Origin of the sequence: Prevotella sp. CAG:255, from assembly GCF_000431195.1 — a bacterium.
GTDB lineage: Bacteria > Bacteroidota > Bacteroidia > Bacteroidales > Bacteroidaceae > Prevotella > Prevotella rara.
Genome location: NZ_HF986766.1, coordinates 1 through 22,680 on the forward strand (window position 1 = coordinate 1; position 22,680 = coordinate 22,680).

The 22,680-nt window shown below is 47.8% G+C and carries 18 protein-coding genes and 1 tRNA gene (1 of these 19 only partly in view); 3 read left to right on the plus strand and 16 right to left on the minus strand.

Features of this window, described 5'->3' with window-relative positions:
• The 15 genes from QVO66_RS00995 to QVO66_RS01065 form a co-directional block, all read right to left on the minus strand.
• On the minus strand, positions 1-1,134 hold a 1,134-nt coding region (locus QVO66_RS00995), incomplete at its 3' end, for an OmpA family protein (protein ID WP_288172409.1).
• A gap of 20 nt (positions 1,135-1,154) precedes the next feature.
• Positions 1,155-1,658 carry a hypothetical protein gene (locus QVO66_RS01000; protein WP_021853505.1) on the minus strand — a complete coding sequence of 168 codons (504 nt, stop codon included), beginning with the start codon at positions 1,656-1,658 and terminating at the stop codon, positions 1,155-1,157.
• Between the two features lie 115 nt (positions 1,659-1,773).
• Positions 1,774-5,124, minus strand: coding sequence for a hypothetical protein (locus tag QVO66_RS01005; RefSeq protein ID WP_021853506.1), 3,351 nt, complete (start codon positions 5,122-5,124; stop codon positions 1,774-1,776).
• A gap of 820 nt (positions 5,125-5,944) precedes the next feature.
• Positions 5,945-7,408 carry a CotH kinase family protein gene (locus QVO66_RS01010; RefSeq protein ID WP_021853507.1) on the minus strand — a complete coding sequence of 488 codons (1,464 nt, stop codon included), beginning with the start codon at positions 7,406-7,408 and terminating at the stop codon, positions 5,945-5,947.
• A gap of 150 nt (positions 7,409-7,558) precedes the next feature.
• Positions 7,559-8,362, minus strand: a complete 804-nt coding sequence (locus QVO66_RS01015; protein ID WP_021853508.1) for a gluconate 5-dehydrogenase — start codon at positions 8,360-8,362, stop codon at positions 7,559-7,561.
• Positions 8,363-8,552: 190 nt separating this feature from the next.
• Entirely contained in the window at positions 8,553-9,398 is an 846-nt protein-coding gene (kduI, locus tag QVO66_RS01020; protein WP_021853509.1) for a 5-dehydro-4-deoxy-D-glucuronate isomerase, read from the minus strand.
• A gap of 259 nt (positions 9,399-9,657) precedes the next feature.
• Positions 9,658-9,728 (minus strand) — tRNA-Gln (locus tag QVO66_RS01025).
• A 148-nt stretch (positions 9,729-9,876) separates the two neighbouring features.
• Positions 9,877-11,175 carry a tyrosine--tRNA ligase gene (gene tyrS, locus QVO66_RS01030; RefSeq protein ID WP_021853510.1) on the minus strand — a complete coding sequence of 433 codons (1,299 nt, stop codon included), beginning with the start codon at positions 11,173-11,175 and terminating at the stop codon, positions 9,877-9,879.
• Between the two features lie 146 nt (positions 11,176-11,321).
• Positions 11,322-11,564 (minus strand): membrane protein insertion efficiency factor YidD, encoded by a 243-nt coding sequence (yidD, locus tag QVO66_RS01035; RefSeq protein WP_021853511.1) that lies wholly within the window; start codon positions 11,562-11,564, stop codon positions 11,322-11,324.
• A complete protein-coding gene (gene rnpA / locus QVO66_RS01040) occupies positions 11,561-11,971 on the minus strand; it encodes a ribonuclease P protein component (protein ID WP_021853512.1) in 411 nt (136 codons plus the stop codon). Before rnpA ends, yidD begins: the two co-directional genes overlap by 4 nt.
• 18 nt (positions 11,972-11,989) lie before the next feature.
• Complete coding sequence (locus QVO66_RS01045; protein ID WP_021853513.1) at positions 11,990-12,736, minus strand: uroporphyrinogen-III synthase; 747 nt, start codon at positions 12,734-12,736, stop codon at positions 11,990-11,992.
• A gap of 11 nt (positions 12,737-12,747) precedes the next feature.
• Positions 12,748-13,776 (minus strand): DUF4271 domain-containing protein, encoded by a 1,029-nt coding sequence (locus QVO66_RS01050; RefSeq protein ID WP_021853514.1) that lies wholly within the window; start codon positions 13,774-13,776, stop codon positions 12,748-12,750.
• Positions 13,777-13,893: 117 nt separating this feature from the next.
• Positions 13,894-15,153, minus strand: a complete 1,260-nt coding sequence (gene metK, locus QVO66_RS01055) for a methionine adenosyltransferase (RefSeq protein ID WP_021853515.1) — start codon at positions 15,151-15,153, stop codon at positions 13,894-13,896.
• A gap of 313 nt (positions 15,154-15,466) precedes the next feature.
• Entirely contained in the window at positions 15,467-18,430 is a 2,964-nt protein-coding gene (locus tag QVO66_RS01060) for a rhamnogalacturonan lyase family protein (RefSeq protein ID WP_021853516.1), read from the minus strand.
• A gap of 260 nt (positions 18,431-18,690) precedes the next feature.
• A complete protein-coding gene (locus QVO66_RS01065) occupies positions 18,691-19,146 on the minus strand; it encodes a cupin domain-containing protein (protein WP_021853517.1) in 456 nt (151 codons plus the stop codon).
• Between the two features lie 303 nt (positions 19,147-19,449).
• Here QVO66_RS01065 and QVO66_RS01070 point away from each other — a divergent pair, with 303 nt between their 5' ends.
• On the plus strand, positions 19,450-19,818 hold the full coding sequence (locus QVO66_RS01070) for a winged helix-turn-helix transcriptional regulator (protein WP_021853518.1): 369 nt from the start codon (positions 19,450-19,452) through the stop codon (positions 19,816-19,818).
• Between the two features lie 84 nt (positions 19,819-19,902).
• Here QVO66_RS01070 and QVO66_RS01075 read toward each other — a convergent pair whose 3' ends face one another.
• A complete protein-coding gene (locus QVO66_RS01075) occupies positions 19,903-21,615 on the minus strand; it encodes a hypothetical protein (RefSeq protein WP_021853519.1) in 1,713 nt (570 codons plus the stop codon).
• 332 nt (positions 21,616-21,947) lie between these two features.
• Here QVO66_RS01075 and QVO66_RS01080 point away from each other — a divergent pair, with 332 nt between their 5' ends.
• Both QVO66_RS01080 and eno read left to right on the plus strand, forming a co-directional pair.
• Positions 21,948-22,112: a hypothetical protein gene (locus QVO66_RS01080; protein WP_288172410.1), complete on the plus strand. Its 165-nt coding sequence runs from the start codon at positions 21,948-21,950 to the stop codon at positions 22,110-22,112.
• 161 nt (positions 22,113-22,273) lie between these two features.
• Positions 22,274-22,680, plus strand: the start of a protein-coding gene (gene eno / locus QVO66_RS01085) for a phosphopyruvate hydratase (RefSeq protein ID WP_021853520.1). It continues 934 nt past the right edge of the window; the window shows 407 of its 1,341 coding nt (coding positions 1-407); the start codon lies at positions 22,274-22,276; its stop codon lies off the right edge, out of view.

Here is a 22,680-nt window from a genome sequence, read left to right on the forward strand (position 1 = left end):
CGCTCTGAGACTTTTAGTAGGGTTGCGGAATTGAGGTATAATACAAATTGATACACGGTTCATGTCGTTGTCAGCAAACGGCTGGACTTCAGACCCCTTGTAAGAGGTCTTTATCTGCGACGCAGACACACCGCATTGTTCTGTAAGCATCTTCTTAACAGCCTCCGCACGCTCAGAAGACAAGCGGCTGTTTATAGCAGCAGTGCCTGTTCCGGCATCGGCGTAGCCTGTTATTTCGACAATTGCATTTTTATGATTGTTTAAATATTTAGAAAGTTCCACAACCTTTTCGCGCTCTGACTCACGGATAACGCTTGAGTTTATCGTGAAGAATACGTCGCGCTTCATGCCCTCGTCCTTTACTTCCTCTACAACGGGCTCGCTTGCCGGCTTCTCTTCAACAACAGGTTCTACAATAGTCTGCTCTACAGGCTCCGGAGCCGGGGCAGCCTTCTTCTTGTAGGTCTTGCCCAGACGGATTGTAACGCTGGCAAGAGCGTTGAAATACCAGTCGGCATTGCCTGCCTTCTTTGAGTTGTACTTGTCTGAGAGGACATTTGCGTTACCCTCGATGCCGAGGCTTACGCGGTCGCTAACGCGGAAGTCGAACGACAGACCGCCACGGCCTACGGGACGAACCTTTGTGCCGCTCCACACGTAGCGCATGTCATAGCCTGCGTTGGCCAGTTCGTTGGCCTCATCGTTACCAAAGCCGATGTTTGCACCGCCGCCGATGAAAGCTGTAACACTGAACAGACGCATTGGGTTGTAACCGCAGATGGCATTAGACAGATTGAACATAAAGTCAATGCCGGGGGCTACATAGTTGTACTTATACGTAGTGTTTACGGCCTTGCCGTCCAGCATGTATCCGTTCCAGCCGCCCTTGCTCTGCCAAGCACCTACAGAAAGACGTGTGGCAAACCACGGGGTAAACTGATATCCGGCACCTAACTGAACCGTAGGAGAAAGCAAGTCGCCAAAAGAGGCCTCGCCCAATGTATACTGGGCACCGCCGTGAACGCTTACAAACCAATGCCTGTTGAACTCGTACTCAGGTTCGCTTTCCTGAGCTGACACGGGATTTCCCATAAACAGGAAACCTGCGGCCAATAATAAACTTAAATAACGCATAGCTAATGGTTTTAATTTTTTCAATTGTTCTTATTGTTATTTTCCTGAGCCACCTTGGCAATGGTAAGATACCAGTTGCCGCCAACACGTGTCGGATTAACCGAGCATTTTATCGTGTTAGGACGTTTGTCGCCCTTAGGTTTCTCAAAAAACTCGATCGTGTAACGCACCTCGGTGTCGCTGTCGCTATAGAGGAGAAGTTCGTCTATCTTGTAAGATAACACAGGGAAACTCGCTAAACTCTTGCGTATCTCCTTTGAGCGTTCTTCCGAAAGAGGCATCACCTTGTTGTCCTTAACCTCATACAGCTGGCTCATAGCGCCGTCGATGTCGTTGTTCTTCAAAGTTTCCAAGAACTTCTTTGTCATGTCGAGCAGCATCATGGTGTCCTTGCTTGTACGGGCCATCTGCTGGTCCATGCGCGGATCAACAGGAAGCTTCACCTCCGGTTTCTTTTTATCGCCACAAGAGGCAACGGCAAACAGGATCAAAGCTATTACGACATATTTTACTGATTTAATCATAGAAACTTTTTTATTTTTAAAAGAGCGCCCCTCAATAACAAGGAGCGCTCCCGATTGAAGTTTAATTGTCTATTTCGAATGCTCCTTTCAAAGCATTTTCATTTCACTCTCGTTATTATTTTACCTGACCACGAGGATATACAGGAACTTTGATGTACTCTGTTATTGTACCGAATGCATACTTAACAGTGACAGGGATGAAGATGTTGAATGTGCTTGTTACATCTGTACCACCATTGTTCTTGAATACGATCTCGCTTTCGTCAGAAGACATTGAGAGAGACAGATTTACGCCACCGCTTGTAAGTTTTGAAAGCTCTGATGCAGACATTGCCTCATTATAGTTAAGATCACCGTCAGCTACAACACTTCCACCAGAAACCTTGAAGCCAAACTTAGCCTTAGAGACATCAAATTTCTTCTCTGTAACATCATAATACTTCCATAACTTATCTGCATCCTTATCAAACTGTGATGTTCCGGCTTTCTCTGCTACAGTATATCCACGGAAGTCAACAATCTTAGCGAGATTAGCTGTTTTAACAGTTGATTCTGTTGAGCCAGCGATACCCTCCTCGAAGTGACCGTTAGAAGTTACATTCACACGGATAGGAGCAACGAAGCATACAGCATATTTCTTAACGAGAACATAGTTGTGAGAATTAATCTTAGCCCACATATTGAGGTAAACCTTCTTGTCAGAAGTCTTTTGAGGTATACCCTTGCTGTCATCAGCCTGTTTCAGCTCGTTAAGCAGGCCCTGGTTAGCTGTAATATGAGGAGCTGCATACAGATTAATCTTAGCGTCATGATCACCCTGCCATGAAACATAAGGAGTACCTGCATTAGAAGTTGTTGTCCAATTTATCTGCAGAGCCTTCTCATTTGAATTCTTAAACAACTTATAGCCGTTGAAGCTTGTGTATTCTACAGTCTGAGTACATGGTTCATAATTTGTTGTATAACCATTAACGCCATATCCCTCTATGCTCTGTTCTGCTGCGAACTGCAGATCCCAAGAATAGCACTCACCCATATTCTTGATGAAGAAGTCGGCATTACCCCATTTTGCAGTCTTAGCAAATGCCTGCTCAAGAGGATAGTTATATTCAACCATTGTCTTAGCTGCGTCTGTACCATACTGAACAGGATATACGTAATGGAAGTCATAGTTGTTATTCTCCCAATATGTATTGTTGTAACCTGCTATTGTCGGGAATTCAGGCAGTTTGATATTGAACTTCCAGTACATTACCAAGTCAGGATACTGTGCAGGTGCACCTGATACGAATGTAATCTTGGCAACGAATGTCTTAACCTTATCTGTCTGCGGAATATATCCAATCATATCGTCTGTCAGCACCCATTTACCAGCAAGAGCATCACCCTGTTCATTTTCAGTGTTAATCATCTTCGGTGCAGCAAATGTATTTATTGGTGCAGGAGACATTTTCTCTATTTTTATATCATTGAATGAATATATTTTTTCGAATGTCTTCTGGTCAAGACCTTCATCCTGAACCTTTGCATAAACCTCGTCAATAATCCAATCCCACTTCAAGTCAGCAGTTGTCTCGCCACAAGCAAGAACTTCTTCTGAAACGTGATCAGCAAGCTGAACATCCTCAAGTGTCTTCTGGTTCCATTTAATCTTCATGTAACGAGCGTCAACAAGTTTGTTGTTAACAGTATCGCAAAGCATTACACGAACGATAGGCTCTTTACCTACACTAGCAAGATTACTTGTGTTTCCTGCAGGAGTCTTTGAAGAGATTATACCATCTGCTGTTACAGAAGCAAACTGCTGCTGGTCTGTTGTGTTATCTGCAGCTTTCTTATACGGCTCTGATGGAATAGCAAAACGTAAAGCAAGACCATACTTCTTCAGTTCATCCTTAGTAATCTGAGTGTGCTTGCTTGCAGCGTTCAGATAGCAACCTGTCAGATACTCTTTAAGATCATGTTTCTCATTATAGTAGAGTTCAACAGCTACGAGCTCGTTGTTGTCTACATTAGAGTTATAAATCGTTACAGAGTCTGAATAGTGATGCATAGGATCACTTGCATTGAAGTGCTGCTCGGCATTAGGATTCAGTCTAGCGATAACCGGAGTAAAGTTAGTCTGAACAAGACGAGAGTTCTCAGAATAAACGTCAGTTGTGCTCTTCTTGTCGCTGTTATAACGCGGAACCTTCAAAGCTACGATGTATATCTTGCCTGCCTCACCTTCAACATTGTTTACATTTGTGTAAGCATCTGTCTTTTTCAGGTTTACAGTCATAAGACCATTTTCATAGCTCTTAATACCGTTAAATTCAACAGGTGAGTTTGCAAGAACGCCTCTTGTCTCAGCTGTAGCAGCAACGAATTCGATATTCTCAGAATCGATATTCTCCAATGGAACTGCGCTCGGGTTCAGTCTGTAAGTTGCCTCTGCCAAGCCATTATCACACCAAACAGCCTGACCGGGAGCCTTTTCAAGAACACCCTTGTTAAGAACCATCGGCTGATAATAAAGGCTCTGGAACTCTATAGCCTCAATACCATCAACATAGAGATCAGGAACGAGAGCAATACTGTTCAACAGTTTGTCAACGAACACTGTAAGAGTATTAACGTTCTCAGAAATACCGTTTACTGTAGTATTCAGGTCGTCAATTTGCTTCTGAAGAGCATTCTTGAGTTCTTCAACGCTTGTTACAGTAGCATAATCAGACAAAGAAGACTTAAGTTCAGCGATAGCCTCCTCTGCTGCAGAAACTCTCTTTTCGATGTTCTCAATGTCATAAGCCTCAAGCTTGTCGGCAAGATCCTTCAGGTCATCAGCTGTAGGCAGAGCCTCAATCTGATCCTTCAGATTGTCAATCTGCTTCTGATAGTCAGCGTCAGCAATCTGCTGTTTGAAATCATCAAGAGCTTTCTGCTGAGCTTCGAGATCCTTTTCAACAGCCTCTCTTGCGATAGTAGCGATGTCAAGGCTTTCAAGAGCCTCAACTCTACCTTTCAAGTCATTAACTGTCTTCTGAAGTTCCTCGAAGTCACCTGTCATGGCTGTGATTGTAGCCAAAGCTTCCTCAACGCTCTCAAGTCTTCCGTCAAGACCAGTAACAGCTTCGTTTACAGCATCAATTTTTGCGTTCAAAGCAGCCTCCTTAGCAGCGAGGTCACCTTCCAGAGTAGCAACTCTTGCCTCGAGTGCAGTTACAGTAGCCTGATCAGCTTTCTGATCGATGGCAGCCTGGAGCTGAGCCTTGGCATCAGAGATTTGAGTATTAAACTCGCTTCTTACACTGCTCAACTCGTTTGACAGTGTAGTCTGCAAGTCAGCCAACTGATTCTGTAAAGCAGTGATGTCATCTTTGTTCGCATTGATGTCATCCTCATAGTCTTTACAAGAAACGAACATGCTCATTGAAGCGCATAGGAACGCTACAAGAAGCAAAGAACTGAAAATTTTTCTTTTCATTTGATAAACTAATTTAATTAAAAACTATATATATAATTATTTTTGGATTATCTAAAAACCCGCTCTTTCTTTTACCAAGAGATAGACATATGCCCTGAAACCTTGCTGTTATCGGGATTTTCAGCTCTTTTTGTCAATAGTTATTGTTATTAATGCTTTTTTCAACGTTTTTGAAAAAAAAATCATTAAATCATTTGCAGATATTAGTATTTGTTCATATATTTGCATCGGAATTCTATCTCTTGGTAAAAGAGATATACAACGAAAAATCCTTATACCTTATTAATTATATAAGGAAGCATATCCAACTTATTTTCTACATTGTTTTCATGCAGGCATATTATCATGTCTCAGCACGTCATGTAGCTATGGCTGCCGGTAAGGAATGCTGATGCTGAAAATTATGAAAAATATGCAAAAGTCTGAATATGATTTAAGGCTTAGAATCAGCAATCCGTACATGAAAATAATGCCGCAGCATCTGCCATGCTAGATTATATGTGCAGACTCGCCTGAAAAGTCTATTGTTTAAGGATAAAAAACGGCCCACTTTTGCACAAAAAGTGGCCCAGTTACGGAGCAAAAACGGGCCACTAACAGTCTGAAACAAAACAGATACAATTAGCTTAACAAAAAGCAGCGAAACGGACTATAATATCTGTGTCTGAAAGCAAAACAGGATAAAAATGTTACGATTTTCAGCGCGTTTTTATAAACTAAATTATTTCATGGCATAGAAATAAAATAAAAAGTGCAGGACATCAAAAATTAATGATGATATCCTGCACTTTAAAAATTTATATCTCTCGATAAAAAGATATTATTTATTCAACCATTTTTCAAACGAACCGTTATTATACTTTACTATATAAATGCCTTTAGGCAGCTTATCCATATCGTCCTCCTGACATCTTACGCCATAAATGTCATATACAGCTATAATCTTATGCTTAGGTCCATTTTCGTCTATTTGCTGTACCCCTGAAGTCTGAAGCTGGCTCACAAGGTTGTCAAGACCGACAATTCTACTCTCGATTTTACCATTTATCTCGTCAATCTGAGATTCAATACTATTACTGCACTCTGTAGGATATGCAGTCTTATGCAAATCCATGCTTTTCTGCAAAGCATCTCCATAAGTTGTCTTCAACGCTTCAAGGCCGTTTTTAACATCTTCTGCCAATGTCGGCTTTATCTCTTCCCATTGTTTCTTATATTCCTTTACGAATTTTTCATTTTCAAACAATTTGGGATAATAAAAATAATCCAATTCGTGAAGCTGGCTCCATCTGTCATCGGCATCAGTCTTAAATGAAGAATCAAAATCCCACAACGGGCCCATCATCAATTTTGTTGCCACAGGATTACTCTCATCATAATCGTGTTTGTACATATACATGTTTGTGCCGGCGGCATCATCAGAGTTAAGAATGTCATGAACCAGAATCCATTTTGCAAAAGAAGCCAGGTCGATATATTCATCAACGTCCTTTCCCGAGTACAAAGCATCCTCAAAATCGTTAACGTATGCCTGGATGTTGCCGTTTATGGCGTCATCCACGTCTTCAGCGTCAGGATACTTGTATGTCCACCCCATGACAGAGTTCTGATGGTCTGTTTTAAAATACAGGTCTTCGTTCCACCAATAGGCGTCGTTCTCTATAAGATAGCCTGATTTCTTTATATCAACCCTTTTGTCGCCGCGCTCTATGGCATCTGTAAGATAATACATGCCCATATATTTATCATTCATAACAAGATTAACAAAGGTATAGCCAGGAGTCCATTCCATACCTATAGCCTCACTCAGCACGAAGCCCAATACCGTAAGTATATTACTCTCTGCATTTGAGAATGCCGGATTCCATGTGCTTATCTTTAGCAGATTCCAGTCCTTTTCATTATATCCTTCATCTCCACGGCACAGCAGGTCAAACTTCTTCGACAGCTTTATTTTGTATGGTTTCTGTCCGGCAGAAGCACCGGTGCTATTTCCACGGATTTTTATTCTCATGCCTGACTCATCTTTTATATAATCACCCGAGTCATAAAGTGTTTCTCCATCAAGTGTCATCACGAGCCGGCCACATACATAGTCATTGGCTGTTATTCCTGTTCCTACACATCCCTCAGGCGGATAAACCACTTCACATGTCGGGAATTCACCATTCTCTGTAGTTATCGTCAGCAATGGTATTCGAGGCCAATCATTAATTACTGTACTATTTGTGCTGGTAATAGCAAAAAATAAAAACAAAAAAATCCAAAGTCCTTTCTTATTCATAACGTATTATTTAATTTACTCTTAAAAATATGTTGGTATTAATTTTAATCAAGTTTTAGCGTAATTGTGAGGTAACCTTTATAAATATAAATGTCTATACGGCGTACGTGGTAACTTTACACATACGCCGCATAAGACAATAATTATTTATCAAGGCTGCTTGCCGATGTAAGCAAGTATACCGCCGTCAACGTAAAGGATATGACCGTTTACGAAGTCAGAGGCGTCTGATGCAAGGAACACTGCCGGACCCATAAGGTCTTCAGGTGTGCCCCAGCGTGCGGCAGGAGTCTTAGATACGATGAAGCTGTCGAACGGATGACGGCTGCCGTCGGCCTGACGCTCGCGCAGCGGTGCAGTCTGCGGTGTGGCGATGTAGCCCGGACCGATACCGTTGCACTGTATGTTGTGCTCGCCGAACTCTGAGCAGATGTTGCGTGTGAGCATCTTCAGTCCGCCCTTGGCTGCAGCATAGGCAGACACTGTCTCACGACCAAGCTCGCTCATCATTGAGCATACGTTGATAATCTTGCCGTGGCCTTTCTTTATCATGCCCGGAATAACGGCCTTAGACACGATGAAAGGCGCATTGAGGTCGATGTCGACAACCTGACGGAAGTCTTCAACCGACATTTCTGTCATAGGTATGCGCTTGATGATGCCGGCGTTGTTTACGAGGATGTCTATTGTGCCGAGTTCTTTCTCTATATCGGCCACCATCTGCTTAACCTCGTCTTCTTTTGTAACGTCGCAGATATATCCTTTGGCGTCGATGCCCTTAGCCTTATAGTCGGCCAGAGCCTGATCCATGTGGTGCTGTGAGCGGCAGTTGAACGCAATCTTTGCGCCGGCCTGCGCATAAGCCTCAGCAATGGCAAAGCCTATTCCGTAAGCGGCTCCTGTAACCAGTGCCACTTTTCCTTCAAGTGAAAATCTCTTTGAAAATGTATCCATGGGTGTTTATTCTTTTATAGGGAGTTATAGTAGTTAAAGCAGTTACCGCTCACTGTCGTGAGCTTAGGAGTTAAAGTCAAATGTCTTGTTGCTTATTGTCATTCTGTCTGTGTTCAAACTAAACGGCCTATAAGTGCATTTGGCTTTAACTCCTTTAACTACTCTAACTTCTTTAACTACTGAAATATATTTACTTCAAATCCGTAATCTTTGAGAAGTCCTGATCGCCGTAGTCGAGGTTCTCGCCGCCCATACCCCAGATAAAGGTGTAGTTGTGAGTGGCAGCCGCGCTGTGGATGCTCCATTCGGGAGACAGAACAGCCTGGTCGCCCTTCATCCAGATGTGGCGTGTCTCGTCTATCTCGCCCATGAAGTGGCATACGGCCTGATCCTCGGGCACCTCAAAGTAGAAGTAAGCCTCCATGCGGCGGCTGTGAACGTGAGCCGGCATAGTGTTCCATACGCTGCCTGTTGCAAGCTCTGTCATACCCATCTGCAGCTGGCATGTGGGCAGAACCTGAGAAACGAGCATCTTGTTGATGTCGCGCTCGTTGCTCATCTCGAGCGAACCCATGTGGGCAACAACGGCATCGGCCTTTGTAACCTTCTTGCAAGGATACTCCTTGTGGGCTGTTGTACTGTTAAAGTAGAACTTAGCCGGCTTCTGCGCGTCCTTGCTGCTGAAGAACACGTCGCGGTCGCCGCGGCCAATATACAGTGCCTCCTTGAATCCGAGAGTGAATGTCTCGTCGCCAACCTTAACGACACCTTCGCCCTCGCCTACGTTGAAGATACCTATCTCACGGCGTGTTGTGAAGTAGTCGGCCTTCAGCGGGTCGATAGCCTCGAGCTTCAGCTCCTCGTTAACGGGCATTGCACCGCCTACAACCATGCGGTCGTACATTGAGTAAACCATATTTACCTCGTCAGCCGCAAACACTTTCTCGATAAGGAAGTCGCGACGGATTCTCTTGGTGTCATAGTTTTTTGCATCCTCCGGATGCGCTGCATAGCGGATTTCGTAATTTGTTTTCATAAATGTATTTGTTTTTAAACTAATTGTTTTTTGATGAAGACTGTATTCTATACAATGTGAAAGCTGCGCCGCACGCCGGCCTGAAGCTTTCACCACATAATCCAGCCCGCCCCGGCAGGCACTATTCTGAGTCCGACAAAAATGCCGGTGTGAATGAAGCATACGGGGGCTGCCCTTTAATTGCTTGCAAAGATAACAAAAAAATCGCACCCCTACGTTATGAAAGGTGCGATTATTATATGAATAATATTTAAAAATGTTGTCCAAAGCGGATTCGAACCACTACAAACAGAACCAAAACCTGTTGTGCTACCATTACACCATTGGACAATCACGGGTGCAAAGGTAGTGGTTTTTTACGCCACTACCAAATTTTTTCTTATTTTTTGAATGTAAAAGGCCGCAAGTTTTGCATTTTTATTACGCAAAAGCCCTGTCGGACAGCCTTTTGACATTTCAAGAACGCACTGCCGACAAATTATTTCACAGTTATGAGGAAATAGTTCTTCTTGCCACGCTGAACGAGCAGATACTTGCCGTCGATGAGGTCGTCAGAAGTAATCTCACGGTCGAATGCGGCCAGTTTCTCCTTGTTGAGCGACACGCCTCCGCCCTGAACGAGCTTGCGCATCTCACCCTTGCTGGCAAACACGGCTGCCTCTGTGGTGAACAGCTCTACAGCCGGCAGGCCTATCTTGTCCTTTGAAACCTCAAACTGGGGCACACCCTCAAAGATGTCGAGGAATGTCTGCTCGTCGAGTTTCAGCAGGCTGTCTTTTGTCGACTTGCCGAACAGTATGTTAGAAGCCTCAACGGCTGCGTCGTAGTCCTCGCGAGAGTGAACCATAACGGTTACTTCTTCAGCCAGGCGACGCTGCAGCGTGCGGCGTCCCGGATCCTGACGGTGCTCCTCTACGAGGGCGTCGATGGTCTCCTTGTCAAGGCTGGTAAATATCTTGATATAGCGCTCTGCGTCGTCATCGCTAACGTTGAGCCAGAACTGATAGAACTTGTAAGGCGATGTGCGCTTCGGGTCGAGCCAGATGTTTCCGCTCTCTGTCTTGCCGAACTTCTTGCCGTCGGCCTTGGTTATCAGCGGACATGTCAGCGCGTAAGCCTCAGCCTCGCTGCCGAGCGTGCGGCGTATAAGCTCGGTTCCGGTGGTCATGTTGCCCCACTGGTCGTTGCCGCCCATCTGCAGCTTGCAGCCCTTGTGCTGATAGAGATACAGGAAGTCGTAGCCCTGAAGCAGCTGATAGGTGAACTCGGTGAACGACAGACCGTCGCGTGCCTCGCCGTTAAGGCGCTGCTGAACGCTCTCCTTGGCCATCATGTAGTTTACGGTGATGTGCTTGCCCACCTCACGCGCGAACTGCAGGAAGCCCATGTCCTTCATCCAGTCGTAGTTGTTCACAAGTTCTGCCCTGTTGGGAGCGTCGCTCTCAAAGTCAAGGAACTTGGCGAGCTGCTTCTTTATGCACTCCTGGTTGTGACGCAGGGTCTCCTCGTCGAGCAGATTGCGCTCAAGGCTCTTGCCTGAAGGGTCGCCTATCATACCTGTTGCACCGCCCACGAGTGCCAGCGGCTTATGTCCGCAGCGCTGCAGGTGACGCAGCATCATCACGCCGCAGAGGTGGCCTATGTGCAGCGAGTCGGCTGTCGGGTCAGTGCCCAGATAAGCAGTAACCTGCTCTTTCTGCAACAGTTCTTCCGTACCCGGCATTATCTGGCTCAGCATGCCACGCCATTTCAATTCTTCTACAAAGTTCTTATTCATCGTATTTTTCTTTATTTTTTGTTCGTTAAACATATAAAAGCCGCACCGGCTTCTTTCAGATGAGCTGCGGCTCAAAGCCTGATGCCGCACGGCACGGCCGCAGGATGCCCATACGCCATAATCTCCCGACAGCGGCAGCCTTAAGACTATGGCACGGGGTCGTAGCCGCTTCCGCCCCAAGGGTTGCATCTCAGTATGCGCCATATGGCAAGCGCCAGCCCCTTTATCGGTCCGTGCTTCTTTAAGGCCTGGCGTGCATATTCAGAGCACGTGGGCGTAAACCTGCACGAAGGCGGAGTGAAGGGAGAAATGCAACGCTGATAAAACACGATAGGCAATGACAGCAGCCACACCAATATTTTGGAAATATGGTTAAGAATGCTTCTCATTGCCTCTCTATTTTCTCCGACAGCCGGTGCATAAGGTTTACCACCTTCTTTTCAACCTCGGAGGTTGGCCACAGCTTGTCGTCTATCCAAATCAGAGCAATAAGCAGAGCCGTGCCTTCCTGCTGCTCAAGCTGCTCGTACAGAATGCCTTTGTTGAGCCTGAAAGCCTCGCGAAGCTGCCGCTTCACCCTGTTGCGCTTCACGGCACGCTTGAAGCATTTCTTCGACACGCTCACCAGCACTCTGACGTCAGGCACGCCTGCCTCGGCATCGGTTTTGAGATACACAAGCCTCACAGGGAACGCAGCCATCGAGCGGCTGCCTCCGCGATTGAAGAGCTTGTCTATCTCTGTCTTTCTGCATATCCGCTCTTCTTTCCTGAATGTCAGAACACCGGATGCCGACATAATATTTTATTTGTATCTTTATTTATTCTTCTCCAAAAAGTCTTTCAAAGCACTTGTCATTGAAGGATGCTCCTTTGTAGGTGCCTCGAATTCCACCTTCAGTCCTGCGTCGTGGGCAGCCTTAGCTGTGGCAGGGCCGAATGTGCCGACAATAACATTGTTGTTCTTGCTGTCCTGGAAGGTGCCCTTGAAGGCATTGATTCCCGACGGACTGAAGAAGATGCACATGTCGTAGTCGAATGTCTTTATCTCTTCCTCTGTGAAGTCGTTGCTTACGGTGCGGTACATCACACACTCCGTGTGGTTGAGCTTCTTCGAGTCGAGCAGAGTCTTCACGCTGTCGTCGTGAACGTCGCTCATGGGGATGAGATACTTCTCTGTCTTGTGCTTTATCATCGTGGGCAGCAGGTCGTCTATCTTTCCGGTCTTTCCGAAGAACACCTTGCGCTTGCGATACTGCACATATTTCTGGATATACAGAGCTATAGTCCCAGTTACACAGAAATACTTCATCGTCTCAGGTATTTCAAGCCTCATTTCCTTGGCAAGCTTGAAATAGTTGTCGATCGCATGACGCGACGTGAACACAACAGCCGTATAGTTGAGAATACTTATCTTCTGCTGGCGGAAGTCTTTTGAAGAAAGTCCTTCAACCTTTATGAAAGGACGGAACACCAACTCTACTCCGTATTCTTTTTCCATATCAAAATACGGTGACTTCTCGCTACTTGGTCTGGGCTGTGAGATCAATATCTTTCTTACCATCAGTAAATACCCTAAAAATTTATTTTTAAATAGTCTACAATCATTACCAGAACACCCCACAATGATAGCAAGGGCATAATTTCAAGGGCACAAAAGTACAAAATTATTTGCAAAAAAAAGGTTTTATGCCCGAAAAACACTACATAACTCTTGTAAAGCAGCAGTAATTTCACTAGAACTATAACAAAAGCGACGTAAAAAACTGCGTTTTGTATAGACAAGTCGAAATAAGACTGAAGCATCACGAGAGGGAAAAGAGCCACGCCTTCAAACGACGTGATGAACAAAAACGACTTGAGCCATCTTGTACTTTTTTTCTTGCCGAAGAACACGCTGTTGACAAACCAGTAGATCAGCATCTTGAGGGCATAATAGCCTACGAAGACGCCAAAGAAGATGGCCACGAGCTGATATTGCGACGAGAGGATGAACGTGTCGGCAACGCAGTCCTGTGTGTAAAGGAACGACACTATCGCAAACAGCAAGCACGTCTGCAGCACGAGGAACGACTGGAAACGCAGTTCGTTGGTAGTCTCCGAAAATTCGGTGGTCAGCGTCCTGGGCTCATAAAAGAAATTCTTGGTCTGTCTGAAAAGGAACCTGCGCGACTTGGAAAATGCTATAAGAGCCAGCACAAAGCATCCCAACAGCAAGGCAGTGATGGTGTTGTCGCCTCTTATGGTATAGGGCACAGGGTCGCCGGCCACGCCGTAGCGTCCGCCGTCGAGCTCGGGATGATACATCGAGTCGTTTGAGAAGAAGTTCTGCTTGTAGTATTGCGGCAGGCTGATATCCTTCGCGCTCTTGCCCTTGTCGTGTCCGGGCAGATGGAGCGTGTCGGGACGCGTGCTCAGATGAGTGTTCTCAACATGGAACACCGACTGTATGGCAGAGTCTTGCTGGGCCGGAGTGGCGTCAGCAGGCAACTGCTGCAACACCTCATACGGGTGTTTCACCTTGGCCGGTGTCTCCGCCTTCAGCGGCTCGGCCGGCACTACTTCTTCATGTACGTTCGTCGAATCAGCCTGAAGCTCTGTCATCTTTTATTTTCTGCCCTACATTGTTAGTTTATATATAACAAGAGGATGTGTCAAGACACGGCATGCGCATAGGCGCAACGCCTGTGTGTTCTGACACATCTTCCATGCATATGGACTTTACAGTCCGAATGCTTTCTTTATCTCGTCAACCTTGTCGAGCTTCTCCCATGTGAAGAGTTCCACCTCGATGGTCTTTGTCTCGTGGTAGTGGCTCTCAAAGGTTTTCATCACCTTTTCATACTTGCGGCCCATGTGTCCGTAAGCGGCTGTCTCGCTGTAGATAGGCTGACGCAGCTTGAGGTCGCGCTCTATGGCTCTCGGCCTCAGGTCGAACATCTTCTTGATAACCTCGGCTATCTCACCGTCCGACTGGCTTACGTGGCTTCTGCCGTAAGTGTTTACATATATGCTGACAGGCTCTGCCTGACCTATGGCGTAGCTTATCTGCACGAGCATCTCGTCGGCAACGCCGGCAGCAACCATATTCTTGGCTATATAGCGTGCGGCATAGGCAGCCGAACGGTCAACCTTGCTCGAGTCTTTGCCCGAGAACGCGCCTCCGCCGTGAGCGCCCTTGCCTCCGTATGTGTCAACAATAATCTTGCGGCCTGTAAGACCTGTGTCGCCGTGAGGGCCTCCGATAACAAACTTACCTGTCGGGTTGACAAGATACTTGATGTCGTCGTCAAACAGCGCAAGCACCTTCTCGCTGTGAATCTGCTCCTTGACACGCGGCATGAGGATATTCTTCACGTCTTCCTTTATACGTGCCAGCATGGCATCATCGTCAGAGTCGAACTCGTCGTGCTGTGTAGAAACCACGATGGTGTCTATGCGGCGGGCCTCGCCGTTGTCGTCGTATTCAACCGTAACCTGGCTCTTTGAGTCAGGGCGCAGATATGTCATCTGCCTGCCTTCCTTGCGTATGTCGGCCAACGTGCGCATTATCATGTGCGCCAGGTCGAGCGACAGCGGCATGTAGTTTTCTGTTTCGTTGCAGGCATATCCGAACATCATGCCTTGGTCGCCGGCACCCTGCTCGCTTTCGTCCTGACGGTCAACGCCGCGCTTGATGTCCTCGCTCTGCTCATGTATGGCGTTGAGCACACCACAAGAATTCCAGTCGAACTGATATTCCGACTTTGTATATCCTATTCTCTTTATCGTCTTGCGGGCAATGGTCTGCAGGTCGATATACACATCGCTGCGCACCTCGCCGGCAATGACAACCTGTCCTGTGGTTACGAGCGTCTCAACAGCCACGCGGGCCTTGTCGTCGTAAGCCAGGAACTGGTCGAGTATTGCGTCTGAAATCTGATCGGCAACCTTGTCTGGATGCCCTTCTGATACTGATTCTGAAGTGAAGAAATATGCCATTTTATTTACCTTAATTATAAAAGAGTGTGCAAAGTTAAGGCAATTAGTTCTAAACGCAAAATAAAAACAGCCTTTTTAACTAATTTTCAGTGTAAAAGCCACTGCATCAGTATGGTTATGACATATTTTCATAAACAGCGGCCATGCCGTCTACCGACATGTAGCCGAAAGAGAGACGCCTGCCGCCGGCGTTTCAAAAAAAGGAAAAAGAAACAGCCGGCAGACAGGCGCCTATTGACATTACACACGGTCTGTGCCCCGGAAACGAGCCGGCGGAAAAGCCGGAACCGGGGGCACAGACCATAAGGATGATTTACTTCTTGACAAACTTTCTCACTTCCGACGATGTTCCGTGGTCAATTATCAGGATATAATAACCCGGTGCAACGCCAGAGGTGATGTTCTCCGGGGCGCCGACTCCGCGTGCAACCACCATGCCGCTCGTAGCCGAAACAAGTGTCAGCTTGTCTGCTGGATGAACGGAAGGCACTGTCTCAATGCCCGAAGAGATGTATTCATTGTAGCGCTCCTTAACCTTGTTGGAACTCATTGCACCTTTATATATAGTGAACTCGTCTATTGTGCCCTCAAGAAAGTTGTTAAGGCTCACGTTGACATTGCCCACGGTGAGCGGCTCGTCGTTGTCTGATATGTCGCCTGTGGCATCGGCAGCCTCGGCTATCAGCACTCCGTTGGCATACAGTTTCAGCGTCTTCGTATAGCTGTCGCGCACGCAAACGATGTGAGTCCACTCGCCGTTGAAGTAAGCAGTACCTGCGGCTGAAGCCTCGCTCTTGGTTACGTTGTCGTCAACGGCAAACTTCAGCAGTCCGTTCTTATACTCCAGACCAACCCACTTGCCTGTTGCTCCGGCTGCAGCGTTAGCCGTTATGCTGCCTTTATGGAATATGTAAGCGGCATCGTCGGCAGACTTCATCCAGAATTCCACGGTGAAGTCTTCCGTGCCGAGCTGTATCTGGCTGTATGCCATCTGTGTGAAGTAAGACGCTCCGTCGAGCTGTGCGGCGTTGCCCTTGATGCCCTGCACAGATGCCGGCGCGCCAACGGCCTCTGCCATGCCTTCTACGGTGTTGGGAGTAGAGCCCGCACTGATCTCATCGAACGGATAGCATGCCAGCGGCGTCAGCACAATCTTGTCGCGCACGGTTATCGTTCCTTCTATAGTTGCAGTGGTCTCGCCGCCAGTAGTAGACACCTTATATTTATATGTACCTGTGGCCGAAGGCGTTCCGCTTATTGTAAACTGCCTTGAAGAGTTGTCCACCGACATGGTTACGCCGTCGGGCAGTCCCTCTGCAGCCACGCCCGTAGCGTTCTTCCACTCATAAACAATGGCCTCAATGGCCTCGCCCTGCTCCACGGTCTGGTTGAGCTGTCCGCTAACCGCACGCAGCGATGCATCGGTAGAGAATCTGTCGGGCAGATAATAGCCAAGGTGAGGCGGCTGGTTGTATGCCACATTCTGCCATGCTATGGCCATTCTGTATATGTGGTCCTGCATGAGGCAGGGCACCTTGTATTTAGTTTCTTCCGTCGTGGTGAATATAAGCAGGTCAGAGCTTGTGATTCCGTCCCACAGTATCACCTCCTCGCGCCAGTCGCCAAGGATGTCGGCCGAAAGACAAGGAGTCTTCTTCGACGTGTTGCACGACTGCGCGTTGCTGTATTGTCCGAGGCTCCATTTTGCGGCATCGCTCGTCAGCGTGGCGTTGCGCTTAACGATATCTGTGCCGTCGAGCAGCTCTTCATAGAGGTCGCCGTCCCAGTATATGCGGAAGTTGCACGACGGACGCTTATCTGCCACCTTGTTTCCCTTGCAGTCGTATGTTGCCGTAGCCTTCGAGCCTGACGTGTAGTCGGCTATTGCCCAAGCCTCGCATCCGCGCCACTTCTCGCTCACGTCGGCCACTACGCCGCGGCCTATGTCGTTGCCGCTCTGCTTCTGTCCCCAAAGAATCTCGCCCGTCTTGGCGTCGCGGAACTCTGCGTCCCAGGGGAATGCCGCCGATTTTTCCTCATGCACCATCCATATCTCAAGTCCGTCATGGTCGGGGTCGAAGTCGCCAAGATGCAGGGCATCGCCATGTCCGGCACCGGTACGGTAGAGCACAGAGCCGTCGTGGTCAACACAAGCTGCTCCATATACAATCTCGTCGCAGCCGTCGCCGTCAACATCGCCAACCGTAAGGGCATGAGCACCTTCGCCGTAGATGCCCTCACCGGCAGTTTCCGACTTATGCAGCCAGCGCTGCGTAAGGTTCTTTCCGTCGAAGTCCCATGCACAGAGATACGATGCCGTATAATAGCCGCGGCACATCACCAGGCTAGGCTTCTGTCCGTCGAGATAAGCCACACACGCCAGATAGCGCTCAGAGCGGTTGCCATAAGAGTCGCCCCACTGTGAGTTTGAGCGCACTGAGCGCAGCGGCACATAGCTAACGGTGGTTATCTCAGCGCCGGTCTGTCCGTTGAACACCGTGAGATACTCAGGACCCGACACTATTATGCCCTTGTTCGAGCCGCTGCTTACGCGATAGTCGTCGGTAACCTTGTCGTTGCCCATCAGCACGGCCTTGCCCTGTCCGTCTATTGTTCCGGGTGCAGTCTTGCATGCCACCTCGGCCTTTCCGTCGCCGTCGAGGTCGTAGACCATAAACTGCGTATAGTGAGCGCCGGCGCGTATGTTGCGTCCGAGGTCTATGCGCCACAGCTTCGTGCCGTCAATCTTGTATCCGTCGATATACACATTGCCCGTGTAGGCACCTTTCTCCGAGTTGTCCTTCGAGTTGCTCGGGTCCCATTTAACTATTATCTCATACTCTCCGTCGCCGTCAACGTCGCCCACAGAGCAGTCGTTGGGGCTGTATGTGTAGGCCACGCCGTCGGGAGTGGTGCCGCCTGCAGGTCTGTCAAGGTGCACCTTCTTATACACTTCAGGCCATACGGCTGCTTCAGGCGTAGTCTCAACCACCTGTCCGCCGTCAACTGCCTTAACGACATACTTGGCATCTGCCGTTCCCGAAGCATCAACATAGTTGGTGCTGCCGGTTATCGGCTCTGCGTTAACCTTCACTCCGTCACGATACACGTCGTAGCCCTGACTGCTTTTGTCAGACGTCAGGCATCGCCACGACAGATAGACGCCTGCCTTTGTCTTTACGGCCACGAGTCCGCGTCCGAGCGTCTCGGCCTGCTGAGCCACAGAAGGGCACAGAGATGCGGCAAGCATCAAGCATGAAAAAAACAATTTTCTCATAAGATTTAAGTTATTGATTTATTTTAGCAAGAAAAGTTACGGACGCAAAGGTAATTATTATCGCTCAAATAACGAAATTTATCGGCAGGCAATACTGATTTTAGTATGCATAAGCGCGAAATGCGGACAACCTCCGGCGACAAGCCGGCAACTGCCCGCAAATTTCATTGCCTGTTACTGACAAGGACTTAGTACAAGACTTCTCTATATGCCAACTCTCACTAAACGAAGCATAAGCGGCATCTGCCTGCCACAACAAATCACCACTCTACGCCGCCCTCGGCCATCACGCCGTCTGCAAAGGGAGTGTCGTCGGCACCGAAAGAATTGACTTTATACTGGATGCATATAACAACCATGTCGTCCGCGCCCGTGTTGCGCAGCGCACGCATTCCTGCTGGAGCAACACGCACTACGCTGCCCTGAGCCACAGCGAAGGTCTTGCCGTCTATCTGAAACTCGCCCTTGCCGCTCACGATGATATACAGTTCCTCGTGTGTCTTGTGTGCATGAAGGAAGGTGCTGCCCTCGCCCGGAGCAAAGGTCTGTAACGAAATTTCAGAGCCTGTGGCGCCAAGGGCCGTGCCTGCAAAGACTTTTCCTTTGAGAACCACACCGCCGCCGAAGTCGATTTCGTGCTCACGCAACTCGTTGAAACTGCCTGTTGTAACTGCGGTGAAATTGTCGCCGCTACCTATAATCTCTAACTTTTTCATCTTATTATGCTTTTATTGTTCACGATGCAAAGTTAGTTTATATCTGCGTATGTATCAAGAGGTTACAAAATTCTCAGCCGGTTACGCGGAGGTTACTAATGCTGAAACCAAGCCATTTACGCCAATCACTTTTACACACTTTAACAACAGCACACACGCATAATGGCTTTCGCCAAGACGCATGGGCACATCACATCTGGGGATGCACGCCGGAAGAAAGACATTTTTATTCAAAATAGAGCCCCGCAGATGCGGTTTATTTAAGAACATTGGTTACTTTTGTAAACCGTAATCAATGTTTTTATGATTAAGAACGAACTAAAAGACACATTATATCCCACCTGCCCCATACGCAACATATTGTCGCGCGTAGGCGACAAATGGTCGATGCTTGTGCTGATAACGCTCAACGGGCACGGCGTGATGAGGTTCAACGAACTGCGCCGCAACATTCCGGACATATCGCAGAAGATGCTGTCGGAGGTACTGAAGGCGCTCGAGGCCGACGACCTTGTGTCGAGAAAAGTGTATGCCGAGGTGCCGCCGCGCGTTGAATACCGCCTGACAGAAAGGGCGCTGACGCTCATTCCGCTCATAGAAAGCCTTATAAACTGGGCTTTAAGCAATATGGACGACATAATGGAGAGCCGCAAACAGTATCTGCTGAAATAGCAGAACCATTAAGTTTCAGCAAACTTTGCGCATGGATGAATATGCCACCGTCTGCCGACAGACAGCAGTCTGACGACAAAAATGCTATCTGTTGACGTATTTCACTGTCTTAACTTCGCCGCCGTCATACTTTATCTTCAATATCAGCATGCCCGAGCCGAATCCCTTCAGGCCGTCCATGCCGTCTGTTTTTCCTAACAATGAGCCGGCCGCTGAATAGACGCTAATGTCCGCTATGCGACGGCTTTCAACATCGGTGATACCGGCAGAGCCCTTAGGCGGTATCTCTATCACAGCCGTGTCACGGCCATAAGCATTTTCTGCATACACCTCCACTGAAGCGCCGTCCGTAAGGTCGATGTCGGTAAAGGTCATTGTGGCATAATAAGGGGTGTATGACGTGCATGGAAAAATAAAGGATCCCGACTCCTCGCTCAGCATGGCAGATATGTCATTGCTGCCTTCGTAGCGCGCTTCTACGGTTACATCATAATATGAGCCATTGTCCTTGTCAGGTTCAACGCTCACCAGGCCGGCACTAAGTATGCGCGGCTTCATCTCAAGAGTCATTACATATTCCGACTTTACATCCTCTCCTCCTGACTTTCCTTCTAACGTAACCAGAGCGCGTATGTCGCCGTCTATCGTGCGTCCGTATCTGTCTTCATCGCCTTCAGCAACAGCAGGCACAGTGAACTCTTCGTCGGCCGATGTGGCTATGGTTTCATATCCTCCCGACTTCAACGGCAGACGGCACTCCCAACGGCGGTCTGACACGGCATTGTCGCCTACAATTATATAAAAGGTGTGCGACTTATAGGCCGAAGCTATTCCCGTATCGTCGATGTCTCTGCCGGCTATTTTCACCTTGGCATCGTCCGCAATGCTCCAGCCCGTTGCGCCGAGCAGACTTAGCGTCACGTCATCAACGGGCATGTCTATCTTGCCTTCGCCTTTATAGTACATCAAACTTTCTGCGCTTGTGAGAAATCTCAGCGACCTGTTAACGTCAAAATTCTTCGGCGCATACAGCTTATAACCCTCTTCTGCATTCAACACATAAAGATAGCCAGCTGCCGGACAAACAAAGTTTTCAAATGATGTATGGTCTGAGACCGGCAAATCTTCCATGCGCGTGCCGTCTTCAGCAAATATCAGTCTGTCAAAGGCTGTCATGCCTCCGCATCCAAACATAATGTTTCCTTCATTGTCATATCTTACGCCCGAGCCGAAACCCAAGGCTGAAGCCATGGCCCTAAGCATGGCATAGGCAAGATTCTTAGAGCCCGCGACAGCGTCACGGCCTGCCCCTACACACCATTGCGTATTGCTGTTGATATGTATCACCGCGTCAGTTTCGGGCACATTGCCAAGCCCTTTGCCTGCCAGTTTACGGCACAGCGCAAGCGGATACATCACCTTATCTGCCGACGAAGGCAGCGCCGAATAATTCACTTCGGTCCTGATGTCAGCCCCCTGCATGTCGTCATAGCTCACCTGCAACTTCAGCGTATCTCCCGATGCCATATATCCGCTCCAGATGTCTGACGCCATCTTCAATGCGATTTTAAGATTTTCGGGCATTTTCTCACAGCCGTTTGCTGCCATCACCACGCATCCCGACCGCCGGGCAGACAGGCGCAAGCGCTTGGCATCGTCCGACGGGGCTATCGTTACGGTGCCGCAATCGTAGACATCGTCATGCACAAGCGTAACAACATTCTGCGAATGTCCGCACAATGAAACAGCCGAAAGCAACGACGCAAGCAGTATTTTTAACAAGGATGATGATGACATAAGCTATATTTTTAAATTTAACCGACAGCAAATATATTTCTGCATGCTATGAATATAACGGACATATCATGACTTTTATTTCGTGCCTGTTTACTTTTTATCAAAATCACGCCCCCACCATGAGTCTATCCGACAAGCATAATCCATTTTGTCTGAAAGCCTCCTACTTGCGGACTGACAGCTGCGATGAACACACATATTTCAGTTATTTCGCCTCACGACAAGACCCGGCTTTCCGCATACTGAACGGCACCGCTTTCTAATATGCCGTCTTTTACATTCCAAAAGGGCACAAATTGCACGCTAAAAGGTGGTCTTTGGGAGGCTAAAACATGGCCTTTTGCAACGCATTAATTATCAGCACGTTACGAAGGCAGGCAAGACACGGCATGCCGGAGGCTGAAAACGGGCGCGCCAACGGCCGGACGAGGCACGCTGACGGCAAAACTGACAGCTGGCATGACACGTATAAGGGTACAAACGACACCTCGATATGACAATTTAGACGGTAAAAACATTATACACATTTTTATGTATTAAAAAAGATTAAATCTTTCAAAATAGATTCGCAAATTATACCTTATATTACTAATTTGGCAGTAACTTTGCAGGCATAAAACCGAGAACAAAAATACAACTCTTTTAAAAATAAGGTAATATGAAGATTGAAAAAGTTCATGCAAGAGAAATCCTCGACTCAAGAGGCAATCCTACAGTAGAAGTTGAAGTAACCCTCGAAAACGGCGTAATGGGCCGTGCAGCTGTTCCGTCTGGAGCATCTACAGGTGAGAACGAAGCACTCGAGCTTCGCGACGGCGACAAGAACCGCTACCTGGGCAAAGGCGTACTGAAGGCTGTTGAAAACGTTAACACAATAATAGCACCTGCATTGAAGGGCGACTGCGTATTCAATCAGCGTGCCATCGACTATAAGATGCTGGCTCTCGACGGAACTCCTACAAAGAGCAAGCTCGGCGCAAACGCAATTCTCGGTGTGTCTCTGGCTACAGCACAGGCTGCTGCCAAGGCTCTCAACCTGCCGCTCTACCGCTACATCGGCGGCCG

What these genes read in the sequence shown, in the direction of transcription:
- metK (WP_021853515.1), bottom strand. Translation starts at nt 15,153, where the DNA reads ATGGCATATTTCTTCACTTCAGAATCAGTATCAGAAGGGCATCCAGAC.
- QVO66_RS01010 (WP_021853507.1), bottom strand. Translation starts at nt 7,408, where the DNA reads ATGAATAAGAAAGGACTTTGGATTTTTTTGTTTTTATTTTTTGCTATT.
- rnpA (WP_021853512.1), bottom strand. Translation starts at nt 11,971, where the DNA reads ATGTCGGCATCCGGTGTTCTGACATTCAGGAAAGAAGAGCGGATATGC.
- QVO66_RS01000 (WP_021853505.1), bottom strand. Translation starts at nt 1,658, where the DNA reads ATGATTAAATCAGTAAAATATGTCGTAATAGCTTTGATCCTGTTTGCC.
- QVO66_RS01015 (WP_021853508.1), bottom strand. Translation starts at nt 8,362, where the DNA reads ATGGATACATTTTCAAAGAGATTTTCACTTGAAGGAAAAGTGGCACTG.
- yidD (WP_021853511.1), bottom strand. Translation starts at nt 11,564, where the DNA reads ATGAGAAGCATTCTTAACCATATTTCCAAAATATTGGTGTGGCTGCTG.
- QVO66_RS01050 (WP_021853514.1), bottom strand. Translation starts at nt 13,776, where the DNA reads ATGACAGAGCTTCAGGCTGATTCGACGAACGTACATGAAGAAGTAGTG.
- QVO66_RS01080 (WP_288172410.1), top strand. Translation starts at nt 21,948, where the DNA reads ATGGCCTTTTGCAACGCATTAATTATCAGCACGTTACGAAGGCAGGCA.
- QVO66_RS01060 (WP_021853516.1), bottom strand. Translation starts at nt 18,430, where the DNA reads ATGAGAAAATTGTTTTTTTCATGCTTGATGCTTGCCGCATCTCTGTGC.
- kduI (WP_021853509.1), bottom strand. Translation starts at nt 9,398, where the DNA reads ATGAAAACAAATTACGAAATCCGCTATGCAGCGCATCCGGAGGATGCA.
- QVO66_RS01005 (WP_021853506.1), bottom strand. Translation starts at nt 5,124, where the DNA reads ATGAAAAGAAAAATTTTCAGTTCTTTGCTTCTTGTAGCGTTCCTATGC.
- QVO66_RS01065 (WP_021853517.1), bottom strand. Translation starts at nt 19,146, where the DNA reads ATGAAAAAGTTAGAGATTATAGGTAGCGGCGACAATTTCACCGCAGTT.
- QVO66_RS01045 (WP_021853513.1), bottom strand. Translation starts at nt 12,736, where the DNA reads ATGGTAAGAAAGATATTGATCTCACAGCCCAGACCAAGTAGCGAGAAG.
- QVO66_RS01075 (WP_021853519.1), bottom strand. Translation starts at nt 21,615, where the DNA reads ATGTCATCATCATCCTTGTTAAAAATACTGCTTGCGTCGTTGCTTTCG.
- QVO66_RS01070 (WP_021853518.1), top strand. Translation starts at nt 19,450, where the DNA reads ATGATTAAGAACGAACTAAAAGACACATTATATCCCACCTGCCCCATA.
- tyrS (WP_021853510.1), bottom strand. Translation starts at nt 11,175, where the DNA reads ATGAATAAGAACTTTGTAGAAGAATTGAAATGGCGTGGCATGCTGAGC.